General features: G+C 72.3%; 13 protein-coding genes and 1 pseudogene. 11 read left to right on the forward strand and 3 right to left on the reverse strand.

The features are described from left to right. The first annotated feature begins 17 nt into the window (after positions 1-17). Positions 18-1,292, forward strand: coding sequence for an MBL fold metallo-hydrolase (locus TR49_RS07315; RefSeq protein ID WP_084724636.1), 1,275 nt, complete (start codon positions 18-20; stop codon positions 1,290-1,292). 54 nt (positions 1,293-1,346) lie between these two features. Here TR49_RS07315 and TR49_RS07320 read toward each other — a convergent pair whose 3' ends face one another. Then, on the reverse strand, positions 1,347-2,000 hold the full coding sequence (locus TR49_RS07320; protein WP_042378362.1) for a DUF6304 family protein: 654 nt from the start codon (positions 1,998-2,000) through the stop codon (positions 1,347-1,349). Between the two features lie 57 nt (positions 2,001-2,057). Here TR49_RS07320 and TR49_RS07325 point away from each other — a divergent pair, with 57 nt between their 5' ends. Next, positions 2,058-2,552: a GNAT family N-acetyltransferase gene (locus TR49_RS07325; protein ID WP_042378364.1), complete on the forward strand. Its 495-nt coding sequence runs from the start codon at positions 2,058-2,060 to the stop codon at positions 2,550-2,552. Positions 2,553-2,556: 4 nt separating this feature from the next. Here the strand turns inward: TR49_RS07325 and TR49_RS07330 are convergent, their stop codons facing one another. Next, a complete protein-coding gene (locus tag TR49_RS07330) occupies positions 2,557-3,210 on the reverse strand; it encodes an MOSC domain-containing protein (RefSeq protein WP_042378547.1) in 654 nt (217 codons plus the stop codon). 269 nt (positions 3,211-3,479) lie between these two features. Here TR49_RS07330 and TR49_RS07335 point away from each other — a divergent pair, with 269 nt between their 5' ends. From TR49_RS07335 to TR49_RS07345, 3 genes are all read left to right on the forward strand, one after another. Then, the gene (locus TR49_RS07335) at positions 3,480-4,922 is read left to right on the forward strand and encodes a lamin tail domain-containing protein (protein ID WP_439654085.1); all 1,443 of its coding nucleotides are present in this window, start codon (positions 3,480-3,482) and stop codon (positions 4,920-4,922) included. A gap of 198 nt (positions 4,923-5,120) precedes the next feature. Then, positions 5,121-7,439, forward strand: coding sequence for a glycoside hydrolase family 20 protein (locus TR49_RS07340; RefSeq protein ID WP_042378365.1), 2,319 nt, complete (start codon positions 5,121-5,123; stop codon positions 7,437-7,439). 64 nt (positions 7,440-7,503) lie between these two features. Then, positions 7,504-8,793, forward strand: coding sequence for an ATP-binding protein (locus TR49_RS07345; protein WP_174501554.1), 1,290 nt, complete (start codon positions 7,504-7,506; stop codon positions 8,791-8,793). Between the two features lie 78 nt (positions 8,794-8,871). On the opposite strand, the gene TR49_RS07350 is transcribed toward TR49_RS07345, so the two are convergent. After that, positions 8,872-10,716 carry a helix-turn-helix transcriptional regulator gene (locus TR49_RS07350; RefSeq protein WP_042378369.1) on the reverse strand — a complete coding sequence of 615 codons (1,845 nt, stop codon included), beginning with the start codon at positions 10,714-10,716 and terminating at the stop codon, positions 8,872-8,874. 322 nt (positions 10,717-11,038) lie between these two features. Here TR49_RS07350 and TR49_RS07355 point away from each other — a divergent pair, with 322 nt between their 5' ends. The 6 genes and pseudogenes from TR49_RS07355 to TR49_RS43610 all read left to right on the forward strand — a co-directional run. Further along, complete coding sequence (locus TR49_RS07355; RefSeq protein ID WP_042378371.1) at positions 11,039-12,679, forward strand: phage tail sheath family protein; 1,641 nt, start codon at positions 11,039-11,041, stop codon at positions 12,677-12,679. A gap of 5 nt (positions 12,680-12,684) precedes the next feature. Beyond that, positions 12,685-13,173 carry a phage tail protein gene (locus TR49_RS07360; RefSeq protein ID WP_042378372.1) on the forward strand — a complete coding sequence of 163 codons (489 nt, stop codon included), beginning with the start codon at positions 12,685-12,687 and terminating at the stop codon, positions 13,171-13,173. Positions 13,174-13,236: 63 nt separating this feature from the next. Then, positions 13,237-13,704 carry a phage tail protein gene (locus TR49_RS39700; protein ID WP_052434075.1) on the forward strand — a complete coding sequence of 156 codons (468 nt, stop codon included), beginning with the start codon at positions 13,237-13,239 and terminating at the stop codon, positions 13,702-13,704. Between the two features lie 14 nt (positions 13,705-13,718). Beyond that, positions 13,719-14,144: a hypothetical protein gene (locus TR49_RS07370; protein WP_042378374.1), complete on the forward strand. Its 426-nt coding sequence runs from the start codon at positions 13,719-13,721 to the stop codon at positions 14,142-14,144. Positions 14,145-14,176: 32 nt separating this feature from the next. After that, positions 14,177-14,332 (forward strand): hypothetical protein, encoded by a 156-nt coding sequence (locus tag TR49_RS07375; protein ID WP_439654086.1) that lies wholly within the window; start codon positions 14,177-14,179, stop codon positions 14,330-14,332. 18 nt (positions 14,333-14,350) lie between these two features. Further along, positions 14,351-15,710: pseudogene (locus TR49_RS43610) on the forward strand (hypothetical protein); the annotation flags it as partial.

A 15,710-nucleotide genomic window follows, 5' to 3' on the forward strand; every position in this document is an offset into this window, starting at 1 on the left:
TGAGCACACATCAACTCATGACAACTGTGGAATTCTGGGGCGGCGTAGGCCTCATCGGCTCCAGCAAGATCCTCGTCACGGAGGGCACGCACCGGGTCCTGCTCGACTTCGGTACGGACATCCCCCGTGAGGCCGACCTGTTCCGCCCCCCGGTCAGCCTGCGGCAGGGCCGCGAGCTGGCCCACCGGCTCCGCGTCGGCGCCGCCCCCCGCATCACGGGCCTGTACGACCCGGCCCAGCTGGACGCCGGCGACCCGCTCGGGTCGGCCGGGCCCGACACCCAGGTCTTCATCACCCACGGCCACATCGACCACTGCGGCCTGGCCGGCTTCGTGGACCCGCGCATCCCCGTCCACGCGTCCCCCGCCACGATCGCCCTGCTGACCGCGCTGGCGGCGGTCGGTGACGGCCTGCCCGGCGGCGACCCTGACTGGCAGCCGCTGCCGGACGAGACGCCCGTGCAGGTCGGACCCATGACCGTGGAGCGCATCACTGTCGACCACGACACCCCCGGCGCCAGCGGCTACCTGGTGACCACCGGCGACGGGGTCCTCGCCTTCACCGGCGACATCCGCTTCCACGGCCGCAACCCCGAGCGCTCCTGGCACTTCGCCGAACGCGCCGCGGGCTGCGACATGCTCGTCACCGAGGGCACCGCCCTGGGCCTGGGCCTCCCGCCCGGCCCGCCGCGCACCGAGGACGACGTCCGCGCCGACTTCGCCACCGCGCTCGCCGCCGCCGACCGCGACCTGGTCCTGCTCGCGATGTACCCGCGCGACCTCGAACGCGTCACCGAGTTCCTCGAGGTCGCCACCGCGGCCGGCCGGCGCATCGTCTGGGGCGACCGCACCGCCGCGTTCCTGCGCGAGGCCGGCGTGCCGGACCCCCTGGCCTGGACCGCCGTCGGCCTCGACGCGCTGCGCGCCGAGCCCGGCGCCTTCGTCTACCAGCCCGACCTCGGCGACCTGCGCGGCATCGCCGACCTCGGCGATCTGCCGATCGGCCCCAAGACGGTCTGGCTGCACGCCAACGGCGAACCCCTCGGGCCCTTCGAGTCCCGCTGGCAGCTGTTCACCGAGTGGCTCACCGCCCTGAACGTCCCCCTGCAGCGCATCGGTTCCTTCGGCCACGCCACCGCGGACGACCTCCACACCTTCGTCCACCGCGTCGCCCCCAAGGTCCTCGTCCCGATCCACACCCAGGCCCCGGACCTGCTCCACCCCCTGGCCCCGACCCGCCGGATGATCCCGGACTACGCCGTCCCCTACCGGCTGGACGGCAGCAGGGCCTGACGCCGATCCCGCACAGCAGAAGGGCCTCTGACGGCGGAGGCCCTTCTGCCGCGCTCAGGCGCCCGCGCGCCGGTCCGCCTCCTCGTCCCGTTCGTACTGGGCGCACAGGTGGGTCTCCGGGACGAACTCGGCAACCGGGACCCGGTTCTCCTGGTGCTTGTCGCGCGCTGCGAGGTGCTGTTCCTTCGCGTCCCGGCAACAGCGCATGCCCATGACGTTCCAGGTGTAGATCTGGTAGCCCGACCAGCGACAGGTGAGACAGGACGTGAGCCGGATCCCGGGAGGGAAGCCCGCCTCGATCCGCTCCAGGCACTCCTCGAACGACTTGTCGACGGCCTGGTGGACGGTCCCCACCACCTCCAGGGAGACGCACAACTCGCTTGCCCGCCCTCGGCGGTAGTCGAACATGAAGTCCAGCGACACGGGCGTTCGCCTGCCCGAGACCGTGACCGTGCAGGGCATCCGCCCCGACAGGCGGCAGTCGATCACGTCGGGAGCCGGTAGGCCGGCGGCCCGGGCGGCGTCGAGATCCCCGACCTCCAGGAGATCGAAGTCGGGCCCCGAGACCGGCACGCCCCGGATGACGGCATGGATCTCGAACCCCGCCCCCCGATCACCGATCGCGGGCTTCAGACACCACTGGACGGGGTCCACCCCTCGGTCGTCCTCGTAGAGACCCGCGAAGACCAACGGCTCCAGAGTCGTCACAGTCACTCCTCCCCTTCTGCTCCTCAGTGTCCTCGAGGATCCGGGTACGGTTGTGCCGTGTCCGAACTGGAGCCGCTGGATCCCGGCCATGCCTCGGAGGTCCTGGCCTTCGAACTGGCGAACCGTGCCTACTTCGCCGCCTCGGTCTCCGACCGGGGCGACGCCTTCTACGAACGGTTCGACGACCGGTTCAGCGCCCTGCTCGCCGAGCAGGAGTCCGGCAGCCGCGCCTTCTACGTGCTGGTCAAAGAGGACCGCTCGGTTCTGGGCCGGTTCAACCTGTACGACCTCGAGGACGGCACCGCGACCCTCGGGTACCGGGTCGCGCAGCACGTCGCCGGCCGCGGCGTGGCGACCGCGGCCGTCCGCGAACTGTGCCGCCTGGCGGCGACACGGCACGGGCTGCACACCCTGCGGGCGGCCACCGCCCACGCCAACGCCGCGTCCCGGAAGGTGCTGACCAAGGCCGGATTCGCCCCCGTCGGCCCGGCGGACCCGGCCGACCTCGGCGGCAAGCCCGGCACCTGGTACCGGCGCGACCTGACGACGTGAGGTGTCACGTGGTGGTCGTGCGCCTGCGGGCCAGTGCGCGGCCCTCCTCGGGCAGGGCGTCGGCGACCAGCAGCCGCGGCAGGTGGTCCGGCTCGAGTGTCATGGCGCGGAAGACGAGCGCGACGGTCACGTCGTGGTCGGGCCGGTGCACGATCCGGACGGGGTCGCCCGCCCGGACGGCTCCCGGCTCGATCACGCGCAGGTAGGCGCCTGGTACCGCGGCCTCGGTGAACCGCTTGATCCAGCCCGCGCGCCCCAGCCACCCCTGGAACGTCGCACAGGGGATGCGGGCGCAGGACACCTCGAGGACCACGTCCGGCCCGATGCGCCAACGCTCGCCGATCAGGGCGCCGTTGACGTCGAGACCGAGGGTCGTGAGATTCTCGCCGAAGCCGCCGTCGGCGAGCGGCCTGCCCAACTCGGTCTCCCACCGGTCGAGATCCTCGCGCGCATAGGCGTAGACGGCCTGGTCGGAGCCGCCGTGGTGTTTCACGTCGTGGACGCGGTCGCCCACGAGACCCACCTCGCCGGTGCCCTTGGGGCCGGGGGCGATGACGGAAACCGGACCGTCGACCGGCCGCTTGTCGATGCCTGTCGCGCTGAGGCCCTTCCACGGGTTGGGGCGGGGGTGGCCGACATTGACCGAGAGCAACTTCATGCGCACGACGGTACGGTCCCCCGCACGCCGGGGCGACTCGTTTCACGACCTGTCAAACCCTTGGAGTCGCCGGGAGGCACACCCGGCTCTTACCCGTTATCGGCCGCTGTGGGGCGATATCCGGCGGTGGTGGCAGTGCGAACCGGAGTGCCGTCTTACATAGTTCACCGAACGCTTACCCACCGGTCCAGACCTGTTGATCGGCGGCGGGCAGCCTCGCGCAGGCCTGTCAAACGATCAACCCAACGATCTCCAGGGACGGACACACCGTGACCGAAGCGCACGCACCCCTGTGGCGCCGCACCTTCCGCCTGCCCCTCGTACTCGCCCTCGTCGTCGGCTCGGCGTTGGCCGCGGGCGCCGTCGTCGCTGGTCCGGCGCACGCGGCGGCGGCCGACGACATCCGGATCAACGAGGTGGTGACCACCGGAAGCGTCAACGACTCGATCGAGCTCTACAACAAGGGGACCGGTTCCGTCGACCTCTCGGGGTGGATCCTCAAGGACGACAACAACAGCTCGAAGTACAAGATCGCCTCGGGGACCACCCTCGCCGCAGGCGGGTACGTGGCCTTCGACGTGCACAGCTCCTTCGGTCTCGGGTCCAGCGACTCCGCGCGGCTCTACCTCGCCGACGGCGCAACCCTGGTCGACGGCTTCACCTGGACCAGCCACTCCAACCCGTCCTGGTCCCGCTGCCCCGACGGCACCGGCGCGTTCGTCCAGGCCACGGCCATCACCCTGGGCGGCCCCAACGCGTGCGGCAGCGGCTCCGGTTCCGGCGGCGGGCTGACCGCCGCGGCCTGGCCGGGCGGCAGCGCCGTCTCCACCGCGGACGCGGCAGGCGTCTTCGGGACGGACCTGAGCGGGCTGTACCAGGAGGGCTCGGTCATGTGGGCCGCGCAGAACTCCGGCAAGCTCTGGCGGCTGGTCGGCGACGGCGCCGGCGGCTGGACGCCGGACACCACCAACGGCTGGACCAAGGGCAAGGCGCTGCACTTCCCGGGCGGCAGCGGCACCCCGGACGACGAGGGTGTCACGCTGACCGGCGCCGGTTCGTCCGGCGGCGTCTACGTCTCCTCGGAGCGCAACGCCGACTCCTCCGGCACCAGCCGGCTGTCCGTGCTGCGCTACGACGTCAGCGGCACCGGGACGACCCTGAACGCCACCCAGGAGTGGAACCTCACCGCCGACCTGCCGCCGACCGGCGCCAACCTCGGCCTGGAGGGCGTCACCTGGGTGCCGGACAGCTACCTGACCGGCGCGGGCTTCAAGGACCAGTCCACCGGCGCGGCCTACGACCCGACCCGCTACGCCTCGCACAGCGACGGCGTCTTCTTCGTGGGCGTCGAGGGCAGCGGCATGGTCTACGGCTACGTCCTCCAGGACTCGGGCGCGTTCACCAAGGTCGCCACGATCTCGAGCGGCATGGCGGGCGTCATGGAGCTCCAGTGGGAGCCGCAGGCCTCCCGCCTCTGGGTCGTCTGCGACGACACCTGCAGCGGTCAGCACCGCACCATGCAGGTCGACTCGACCGGCGCGTTCGCGCTGACGGCGATCTACAACCGCCCCAGCGGCATGCCGAACTACAACAACGAGGGCTTCTTCCCGGCTCCCGCCGACGAGTGCGTGGCCGGCTCCAAGCCGGTCTACTGGTCGGACGACTCCAACGACGGCAGCCACGCAATCCGCAAGGGCACCATCGACTGCTGACGCCTTGAGCCGCGGGGCCGCTCTCCCCGGGGGCGGGGGAGCGGCCCTGCAGCCGCCATGGAGGCCGTCTGTCGGAGCGTCAGAAACGCTGCTACTCTCCCGTGGTCTAGACCCCTCTCATTGGTCTAGTCCATTGAGCTGTTCCTGCACCGCACCGCCCCACCCTTCGTGGCACCGCCTGCAGAGGAGAAAAGCAGCATGAGTCTGACCCGACGTCAGTTCGTTCTGGCAGCCGCCGGTCTCGGGGCCGTCGTGGCGAACGGTCCAGGCGCCGTTCCGGCGGCCAGGGCGGCGACCGCCGCCTCCGCGCCGCTGTGCATCCCCGCTCTCCAGCAGTGGACGTCGGCCGCGGGCTCCTACAGCTTCGGCGCGGGCTCGCGGATCGTCACCGACGCCGCCTACGTGGGGCAACTCGCGGGCGAGGCCGCGTTGTTCGCGGCCGATCTGGGCCTGCTGACCGGCCGGAGCATCGCCTCGGCCACCGGCTCGGCCGCCTCCGTCGGCACCGGCGACATCTTCCTGACGCTCGGCTCGACCGACGCCGGGCTCGGCACGGAGGGCTACACGCTCGCCGTCGGCGCGTCGGTCACCGTCCAGGCCCGGGCCGCAGCCGGTGTGTTCTACGGCACCCGCACCCTGCTCCAACTGCTGCGGCAGTCCGCCTCGATCCCCGCCGGCACCGCCCGCGACGAGCCCGACTCCGTGGAGCGCGGGCTGATGGTGGACGTCGGACGCAAGTATTTCTCCGTGGCCTGGCTGCAGAACCAGATCAAGGACATGGCCTACGCCAAGCTCAACTACCTGCACCTGCACTTCTCCGACAACCTCGGCTTCCGGCTGGAGAGCAGCAGCCACCCCGAGATCGTCTCCGCGCAGTACTACACCAAGCAGCAGATCACCGACCTGATCGGCCTCGCGGCCGCCCACCACATCACCATCGTCCCCGAGATCGACATGCCCGGGCACATGGACACGATCCTGACCGCCCACCCCGAGCTCAAGCTCAAGGCGGCCGACGGCTCCACGCCCGACGGCAGCAACATCGACCTGTCCAACCCCGCCGCGTACCAGCTGATGAAGGACCTGATCACCGAGTACCTGCCGCTCTTCCCAGCCCCCTACTGGCATCTGGGCGCGGACGAGTACGGCGCCGACTACAACTCCTTCCCGCAGCTCCAGGCCTACGCCCGGCAGCAGTACGGTGCAGGCGCCACGGCCAAGGACGTCTACTACGGCTTCGTCCGTTGGGCCGACGCGATCGTGCGGGCGGGCGGCAAGACGATGCGGATGTGGAACGACGGCATCAAGTCCGGCGACGGCACCATCCCCGTGGCCGCCGACATCACTGTCGACTACTGGTACGACTACGGCCTGACGCCGCAACAGCTCATGGACGCCGGGCACCCGGTGAACAACAGCAGCTGGACGCCGACCTACTACGTGCTCGGTGGCGCGGTCCCCGACACCACCTTCATGTACGAACAGTGGAACCCCGGGATCTTCCAGGGGAACGCCACCGTGACCGACCCCGCGCGGGTCCTCGGCTCGAAGATCCACGTCTGGTGCGACAATCCCACCGCGCAGACCGAGCAGCAGGTCGCCGGCGGCATCTTCGCCCCGCTGCGGACGCTGGCCCAGCAGACCTGGGGCTCACCCCACCCGGTGACGACCTTCGGCGACTACCAGACCGTGATCGCCACCATGGGCCGCGTGCCCGGCTGGCCCGTCGACGTCCCCGCGGGCGACCTCGCCCTGAACCGGCCCACCACCGCGTCCTCCGTCGAGACCGCCGCGTTCCCCGCCCTCTACGCCACGGACGGCTCCTACGGAACCCGCTGGTCCAGCCTCTACAGCGACCCGCAGTGGCTCCAGGTGGACCTCGGCGCGCCGTACCGCGTCACCGGGGCGAAGCTCAGCTGGGAGACCGCGTACGCGAAGGCCTACCAGGTCCAGGTCTCCGACGACGCCGCGAACTGGACCACGATCTACGCCACGACCAACGGCCCGGGCGGCACCGAGCAGATCGGCGGGCTGGACGGCGCCGGCCGCTACGTGCGCGTGCTCGGCACGCAGCGCGCCACGAGCTGGGGCTACTCGCTGTGGGAGTTCGAGGTCCACGGCACACCGGATCTGGCCCTCGGACAGCCCGCGACCGCCTCCAGTGTCGAGTCCGGCCTGAGCTGGCTGGCACCGTCCTTCGCCGTGGACGGCAGCAGCGGGACGCGGTGGTCGAGCGACTACGCGGACCCCCAGTGGCTCCAGGTCGACCTCGGGGTCGAGCGGACCGTCAACGAGGTCAGGCTGCTCTGGGAGGCCGCCTACGCGAAGGCCTACCAGATCCAGGTCTCGGGCGACGCCGTCACCTGGACCACGATCTACTCGACCACGAACGGCCCAGGCGGCGCCGAACGCCTCACCGGCCTGAACGGCGCCGGCCGCTACATCCGCGTGCTGGGCACCCAGCGCGCGACGAACTGGGGCTACTCACTGTGGGAGTTCCAGGTCTACGGCTCCTGAGAATCCCGTTCCATTCCCGCCGACCTGCGGCGACGAGTCGCCGTGGGTCGGCGGGCCACCCACAATGAGTCCCGTGACGGTCTGGCGCTTGCGCGACTTCCACGACGACGACCTCGACCAGGCCATCCAGCTCTGGGACCAGGGGCGACAGGCAGACCTGTCCCAGCCGGTGTTCCCGGTGTCCGAGGTGATGGCCGCCGCCCGTGGCAACCAGCCCGCGGTGGTGGCCGCCGTGGGGGAGGAGCTCGTCGGGATCGTGATCGCGCGGGCGGAGGGCGACCGCGCCTGGATCCTCCTGGTCGCGCTCTCGGGCGCGTGGCGCAACCGCGGCCTGGGCAGCGCGCTGATCGCCGAGGTCGAGCGGCGGCTGCGGGCCGCGGACGTGCGCCGGATCAGCGCTCTGCTGTCCCCGGGCGCGACCGGGACGGCGGCGCTGCAGCACTCGGGGTACCGGCGGCTCGACGGACTGGAGTACTACGAGAAGGTCGAGCACCTCGCCTCCGCCGACGCCGGACTGCTGGCCGAGCTGGGCGGCCGGTTCCTGCCGCGCGGTCTGTGGGAGCAGCTGGCAGGCATGCGGGAGGCCAAGGACACGATCGAGAAGCGGATCGTGCTCCCGCTCGCCGAGCCGGAGGTCGCCGAACGCTACAGCGTCCGCCCGCCCAAGGCGGTGATCCTGTTCGGGCCGCCGGGCACCGGCAAGACCAGCTTCGCCAAGGCCGTCGCCTCACGGCTCGGTTGGCCCTTCGTCGAGCTCTTCCCCTCCCGGCTGGCGGCCCGCGTCGACGGCGGTCTCGCGGCCTCCCTGCGGGACGTCTTCGCGGATCTGGCCGAGCTGGACAGCGTGCTGCTCTTCATCGACGAGGTCGAGGAGATCGCCGCCGCCCGCTCCGGCAGCGCGGTGGAGGCCGGTCACGGCGTCACCAACGAACTGCTGAAGCTGATCCCGGCGTTCCGCGACCACGACGACCGGCTGCTGGTCTGCGCGACCAACTCGCTGCGCACCCTGGACCCGGCCTTCCTGCGGCCGGGACGGTTCGACTACCTGATCCCCGTCGGGCCACCGGACGCCGACGCGCGCCTGGCCATCTGGCGCCGCTACCTCGGCGCGGCAGCCGAGACCGTCGACCTGGACCGCCTGGTCGCGGCCACGGACATGTTCACCCCGGCCGACATCGAGTACGCCGCCCGCAAGGGCGCCCAGCAGGCCTTCGAGCGCGAGCTCACGCAGCGCACCGGTGAACCGGCCGGCACCGGCGACTTCCTCGCCGCGATCGCCGAAACCCGCCCGACGCTCACCGAGCATGCGCTGACCAGCTTCCGCGAGGACATCGGCAACCACGTGCGCATCTGACCGGCAGGCGCGCACGCATCCGAACGACCGCATGCGGCCGCGCCGCGTGCGCAGTGAGGGTGCCGCGGCCCGGGGGAGTCACCTCGGCCAGCGGCTCGCGAGTTCCGCGCGGGTGCGGACGCCGAGGGTGCGGTAGATCTGGCCCAGGTGGTGTTCCACGGCCTTCTCGCTGATCAGCAGTTCGTCCGCCACCTGACTGTTGGTCAGGCCGGACACGACGAGCCTGGCCACCGCCAGCCTGCGCTCGGTCAACGCGCCGTCGGGCCACAGCGGCGAGGCTCGTCCGGCCGCGGCCGCGCGTTCCTGCGCGCACCTGCGGTCGAACGGGCGGGCGCCCAAGGCCGCGAAGGCGTCCTGGGCGCGTTCGAGCCGTCGCAGGCCGGGTGTCGTCCGCCCGAGGAGACAGAGCAGGCGTCCGTAGGCGGACTCCAGTTGCGCGCGGTGGACGGGCGGCACGTGCGCGCAGCTGTCCGCCCTGAGCAGGCCCTCCTCGTACTCACCCGCCGCCGCGGTCGGGTTGCCCCGGAGCTCGGCGGCCCGGCCCGCGAGCCGGTGGAAGGTGACCAGGAGGTACGGGACGCGCTCCGCGCAGGCCCGCAGCCTGGCCAGCGCGGCCTGGGACGCCGCGCCGGTCGCCGTCTCGACCACCGCCTCCGCCTGCGCGGGAAGCCAGAGCGGCGCGAATTTGGCGGGCGCGTCCCCCAGGGCGGTGGAGGGCGCGGTCAGCCACCGGAGCGCGGCGAGGACGTCTCCGTGGTGGCGGTGCGCCCCGAGGGCCAGGACGCGGGCGACGGTGGCGATGACGATCTGGTCGGGCTCCGCGGAACCGGGCAGCGTCGGAGCGGGCGGCAGCCACGATCCCCGCCGCGGCGCCGCACCCGTGCCGCGGAAGGCCGACAGCAGGGCGTGCAGTGCGCGTTCCGCCGTGCCGCCTTCCGCCGGGTCGATGCCGTCCGCCGCGGCCTCGGCCTCCGGCCAGTTCCCGAGCAGGAAGTGGGCGAGCGTCAGCCGTTCGAGCGCACGCCGCCGCTCCGGATGCTCGGGGGAGGCGTGGTGCCGCCGCAGGACCTCGCGGAGATCCCCGGCGCCGGCCTCCAGGTCGCCGGTCAGCACCCGGCACTCGCCCCGCACCAGCAGCAGCCGCGAGCTCCAGCGCTCGGGGGGTTCCGGGACGGACGCCCTCGCCTCGGCGGTCGCGCGGGTGTCGCCCAGGGAACGCAGGACGTGGTGCGGGCCCGTCGCGTAGACCTGCCCCGCCAGCAGCAGCCTCCGGGCCGCCCTGGCCTGCACAGGGTCGAGCAGGCCCGCGCCGAGCGCCCTGGACGCGGCCTCGACCGTCGCCCTGCCCCGGGCCATGCGGCACGCCACGGCGGCCTCGACGGTGTCGATCACCGCGGCGGCCGAGGGGATCCGATCCCGGTGGGAGGGTGCGGACGGGGAGGCCGCGTCGTCCTCCCCGGCGAACCAGAAGGCGAGCCCGCGTCGCGCCGCCCGCAGATGGTCGAGGGCTGCGCCGAGCTGGTCCTCCAGCACGGCGCGCCCCGCGCGGGCGGCGTGTCGCACGGGGGAGGGCGGCAGGCTCTCGACGCGTGCCCAGAGGTCCGGGTCCAGCGCGTTCTCGCCGCACAGGTCGTGCAGCGCGGCGAGGAGCAGCCGACGCTCCCGTTCGCCGCGGTCCGTGCTGAGATCGGCGGCCCAGACCAGCAGTTGACGTGTCGGGACCAGGCTCGCGTGCGCCGGGGCGCCGACGGCGACGGCGGCCTCCTCCAGCGCGTCGGCCAGCGTCGCGTCCGGGCGGCCGGCCGCCAACGCCCGGTGCACCAGCGCGTGTTGCTGATCGGGCGTCTCGGCTGCGGCCAGGTGCAGGGCCCGCCAACGCACCGGGTCCAGACCGGTCTGCTGCGCGTGATGTGTGGTCCGCACCCATGCCCCCTCGGTCACCGCCGATGCCCGGTTGCGCTCTGACGCCGCTTGGTTACTGAACGGTAGGAGGGTGGAGCGGGGATCGGCATCCCCCGCGTGGCGGGGACATGCCAGCCATGCGGGGGATGTGCGGGACTCGTCGCCTTCCCACCGCTGCCTTCCGCGCTGCGTCATCGCGCAGCGGAACTGCCACTTAGCCCGCCGCAGTGAGCGTATGGGCGGAGGCCCGCGCACCGAGACTGATCGATGTCGTCCTGCGGGCGACATGTCAGCGATCGGTCCCGATCGGTCCCGGCGGTTCTGAAGGAGGGGCAGAGGAACAGTGCCGACCTACCAATCCCCTGGCGTCTATGTCGAGGAAGTCTCCTCGGGCTCACGTCCCATCGAGGGTGTGGGCACCGCCATCTGCGCGTTCGTGGGCTTCACCGAACGCGGGATCCCCAACCGGCCGACGCTGGTGACCAACTGGACCCAGTACACGAAGGCCTTCGGCGGCTTCGTCGACGGCGCGCACCTCCCGCACTCCGTCTACGGCTACTTCCTCAACGGCGGCGGCCCCGCCTACGTGGTGCGCGTCGGCGCCACCGGCGACGAAGGAGAGGACGGAGCAGGCGGCGAAGGCGGTCGGCAGCAGTCCTCCGCCGACGTGCCCGCGGCCGCGTCGGGCGCCCCGGCCCGGGGCGAACTTCCCGCCGCGGCAGACGGCGACCGGCCCGCCGTGCGGGCCAGGGCGCTGGCCCCCGGGGAGGCGGGCAACGAGCTGAGCGTCGAGATCGCCGACGCGAGCGAGCCCGGCGAGGACCTGTTCAAGCTGGTCGTCCGACAGGGCGAGCGCGAGGCGGAGGTCTTCGACAACCTCTCGCTCCGGCGCGGACCGCGTCACGCCGCCACGGTCGTCAAGGAGTCCTCGACGCTCATCGTGCTGGAGGAGGTCAAGGGAGCCTCGGCGCTGGTGCCCGCAAAGGGGACGCGCGTCGCGCTGACCGGCGGCGCCGCCGGGCCGGCCGGAGCCGCAGCCGCCGCGCCGAACGGCTCCGCGAGCCAGGACCTGGCCCGGATCACCCCGGCCGACTACGTCGGCGACACCGCGGACCGGACCGGCTTCGCCGGACTGGAGGCGGTCGAGAACGTGACCATGCTCTGCGTCCCCGACCTGATGGCGGCCTACCAGCGCGGCGCGGTCGACCTCGACGGCGTCAAGGCCGTGCAGCTCGCGATGATCGCGCACTGCGAGCTGATGGCCGACCGGGTGGCGATCCTCGACGCACCGCCCGGCCTGGGCGCCCAGCAGGTCCGGGAGTGGCGTGTGGACGTCGCCGGGTACGACTCCAAGTACGCGGCGCTGTACTGGCCCTGGATCAAGGTGATGGACCCGGAGAAGGGGCGCCCGACGCTGCTGCCGCCCAGCGGACACGTCGCCGGGGTCTGGGCGCGCAGCGACGAGACCCGCGGCGTGCACAAGGCGCCCGCGAACGAGGTCCTGCGCGGCGTGATCGACCTGGAGACCACCATCACCCGCGGCGAGCACGACCAGCTCAATCCGGTGGCGGTCAACTGCATCCGGTCCTTCCCCGGCCAGGGCATCCGGGTCTGGGGCGCGCGGACGCTCTCCAGCGACCCCGAGTGGCGCTACCTGAACGTCCGACGGCTGTTCAACTTCGTGGAGAAGTCCATCCTCGACGGCACCAACTGGGTCGTGTTCGAGCCCAACGACCGCTTCCTGTGGGGCTCGGTGCGCCGCACCATCATGATGTTCCTGCGCCGGGTCTGGCGCAGCGGCGCGCTGTTCGGCAGCACGCCGGAGGAGGCCTTCTTCGTCAAGTGCGACGAGGAGAACAACCCTCCGGAGAACCGGGACGCCGGAATCCTCACCGTCGACGTGGGGATCGCGCCGGTCAAGCCGGCCGAGTTCATCGTCTTCCGGGTCTCGCAGTACTCACAGGGTGCGGCGCTGGAGGAGTGAGGCCGATGTCGTCCGAGAACCACTCGATCGTCTCCGCACCGGCCTTCGTGATCTCCTCGAACATCCAGATCATGGGGTCCCCGCACAAGCTCGAAGGCCTGAGGTTCCAGGAACTCGCCGGCATCAACAGCGAGATCGGAATCGAGCAGTACGTGTCGGCGGGCGCGGGCGGCGTCTACCACAGCAAACAGTTCGGTCTGATCAAACCACCCTCGGTCACGCTCAAGCGCGGCACGGACAGCAGCCAGCTGTTGTGGAGGTGGCACCAGATGGCCGTCCTGGGCCGTCCCGACGCCCGGGCCCAGTACCTGAGCCTGGACATCTACGCGGCCGGGGCCGACGGGCGGGGCAAACCGTTGCTCAGCTACACCCTCTTCAACGCCTGGTGCGCGAAGATCAGCATCTCCTCCGCCCGTGCCGGCGAGGGCGTGGTCACCGAGGACGTCACCATCGCCTGCGACATGATCACCGCAGGCGACGGCAACAACGCGTGACGGCCCGGCAGGCCCGGCAGAACCAGCAAGTCGCTTACGTCCAGCAGAAGAAGGGGGCATCAGATGGCGACAGCGGGCGGCAATCCGACCGTCATGAGCGCGTCGACGTTCGTCATCCAGGTGGACGGCATCCAGGTCGCCACGTTCAGTGAGCTGTCCGGGATCAACACCGAGGTCGAATCGGTGGAGTACATCAGCACCGGCCGCGAGGGCATCGTGCACACCAAGCAGTACGGCAAGACCAAGCCGCCGACCGTCACCCTCAAGCGCGGCCTGGACGCGCAGACCTACATGTGGTCCTGGCACCAGGCGGTGCTCCAGGGGGACCCGGCGGCCCGCAAGACCTGCTCGCTCCAGCTGTTCGCGGCGTCCGCGTCGCCCAAGGGCGGGCAGCCGATCATCACGTACGTCCTGGAGAACGCCTGGCCGTCGAAGCTGGAGATCGGCGGGATGAAGGCGGGCGCCACCGAGGTCGTGACCGAGACCGTCGTACTGCACTGCGACCAGATCCTCATGCAGCCCGCCGGATGATCCACGGAGAGGCCATGCCCACGCACCCGCCCGCCGCCGACCAGGACGGAAGCCCGCCCGACTCGATCGGGCTGACCACCCGTTACCCGTTCGTCCTGCCCCGCGGCTATGTGGACGAGCAGGGGCGCGTGCACCGGGACGGCGTGATGCGCCTGGCCACCGCACGCGACGAGATCACCAGCCAGAGCGATCCGCGGGTCAGGCAGAACCCCGCCTACCTCAGCGTCGTGCTGCTGGCACGGACGCTGACACAGCTCGGCACCGCCCCCGGGGTGGACACCCTCGTCATCGAGAACCTGTTCGCCTCCGACCTCGCGTTCCTGCAGGACCTGTACCGGCGGATCAACCAGGACGGGCACACCGAAGCCGACGTCAGCTGCCCTGCCTGCGGACACGGATTCGCGGTGGACATCGCCGGTGATGCCCCGGGGGAATCCTGACGTACACGGCGGACCGCCTCTGGGAGGAGGCCGTGTACCTCGCTTACTACCTGCACTGGCCGCTGCGGGACATCCTCGACCTCGAACACCCGGTCCGGGCCCGGGTGATCCACGAGGTCGGCCGGATCCACGGACAGCTCGACGGCGCCGCGGCAGGACACACCCAGACCCACGAGTCCTGGCCCTGACGGAGGGGAGGAGACGCGATGCGCTGGCTGCCTCCACGGCTGCGCAGGCGGACCCGCGACGCGCGAACGGACGCCGCGAGCACGGACGTCACGCGCACGGACGTCGCGAGCACCGACGTCGCGAGCACCGACGACGCGCTGCCCGGCCTCGGCCTGCTGCCGCCCGGCCCCGGTCCGGCGCACTGGCGGCGACTGCCGCCTCTCGTCGCGACCGTCCGGTCGCCCGCGCTGACCTCCGCCGCCACGTTGGGCGTGCTGGCGGCGGAGCGGACCGCGCCGCTGATCCAGGCCCCGCGCCACCCGCGTGCTGCTCCCGCCCGGCAGGCAAGTGACAGCACGTCGGAGGCGCCGGCACCGGTCACCGGGCGGGTGACGGGACTGGTCACCGCGCTCGCAGAGACGCCGCAGCGGGAGGCGCACCCGACACCCCCGCGGGTGCGCACACCCCGGCACGCGACCCCACCGGCCCCCACCCCGGCCGAACCCCTGCTGTCGCCGCGCGTCCTGGCGTCGGCCGGGCCACGGCGCAATCTGGTCCGGGCCGTCGACGAGTACGTGGGCGACCCCACGCGCGATCCCGCGCCGTACACCTCCTCGGCCTGGCTGCGCATGCTGGAGTCCTACCGCCCGCCGTGGGCCGCCGGGGCCCCGGCCGAGACCACGGCCATGCCGGGGGACGGACTGCCGCCGCTGTCCGAGGACGGACCCTCCCGGACGACGAGCACCGCCGTCGTCGAACCGCCGCGACCCGCCGCCGACCCCCCAGCGGTGACGCCGCGAGCGCCGCGGCGCGCCTCCCTCGCCGAGAGCCGACGGCTCGGCCTGGGCAACCCCCTCCGGCCGCTTCGCCGCCCCACCGGGGACACGCAGCCGGATCCGCAGATCGGCCTTTTCGGCGACGCCGAGGACCATGCAGAGGCTCAGGACGAGCCGATCGAGCCCGGACCGCCGGTGGCGACCGCTGCCGAGCCCCCTTCGGCAACGGCAGTTGACGATGCGTCGGTGCCCGCCGCACCGCGGCAGGCAGCGACGCCGGCGCCCGGCAGCGTGTCGGCGGCGGGGCCCCGCGCCCCACGGCAGGCGCCGACCCGGGAGCGCAGCCGCGCGGCTTCGGCGGGGCAGGCCGCCGACCGGCCGATGGACCGGCCCGCGACGGAGGCGACGGCACCGTCCCAGCCACGCCCGCAGACAGCGGACGCGGCGGAGCCGCTCGCGCCGGCCCTGGTGGCCCCGCCCGAGGCGATGTACGCGCAGCCGCTGGCGCACCCCCAGGCCGACCCCCGACCGGACCGCGCGCCCACGGAACCCGAGTTGCCGTCCCGTAAGGATGCCGCCCGGGGATCGGGTGCGGCGGTCCCTCCGTCCCCCCCGTCTACCG

Origin of the sequence: Streptacidiphilus melanogenes, assembly GCF_000787835.1 — a bacterium.
GTDB lineage: Bacteria > Actinomycetota > Actinomycetes > Streptomycetales > Streptomycetaceae > Streptacidiphilus > Streptacidiphilus melanogenes.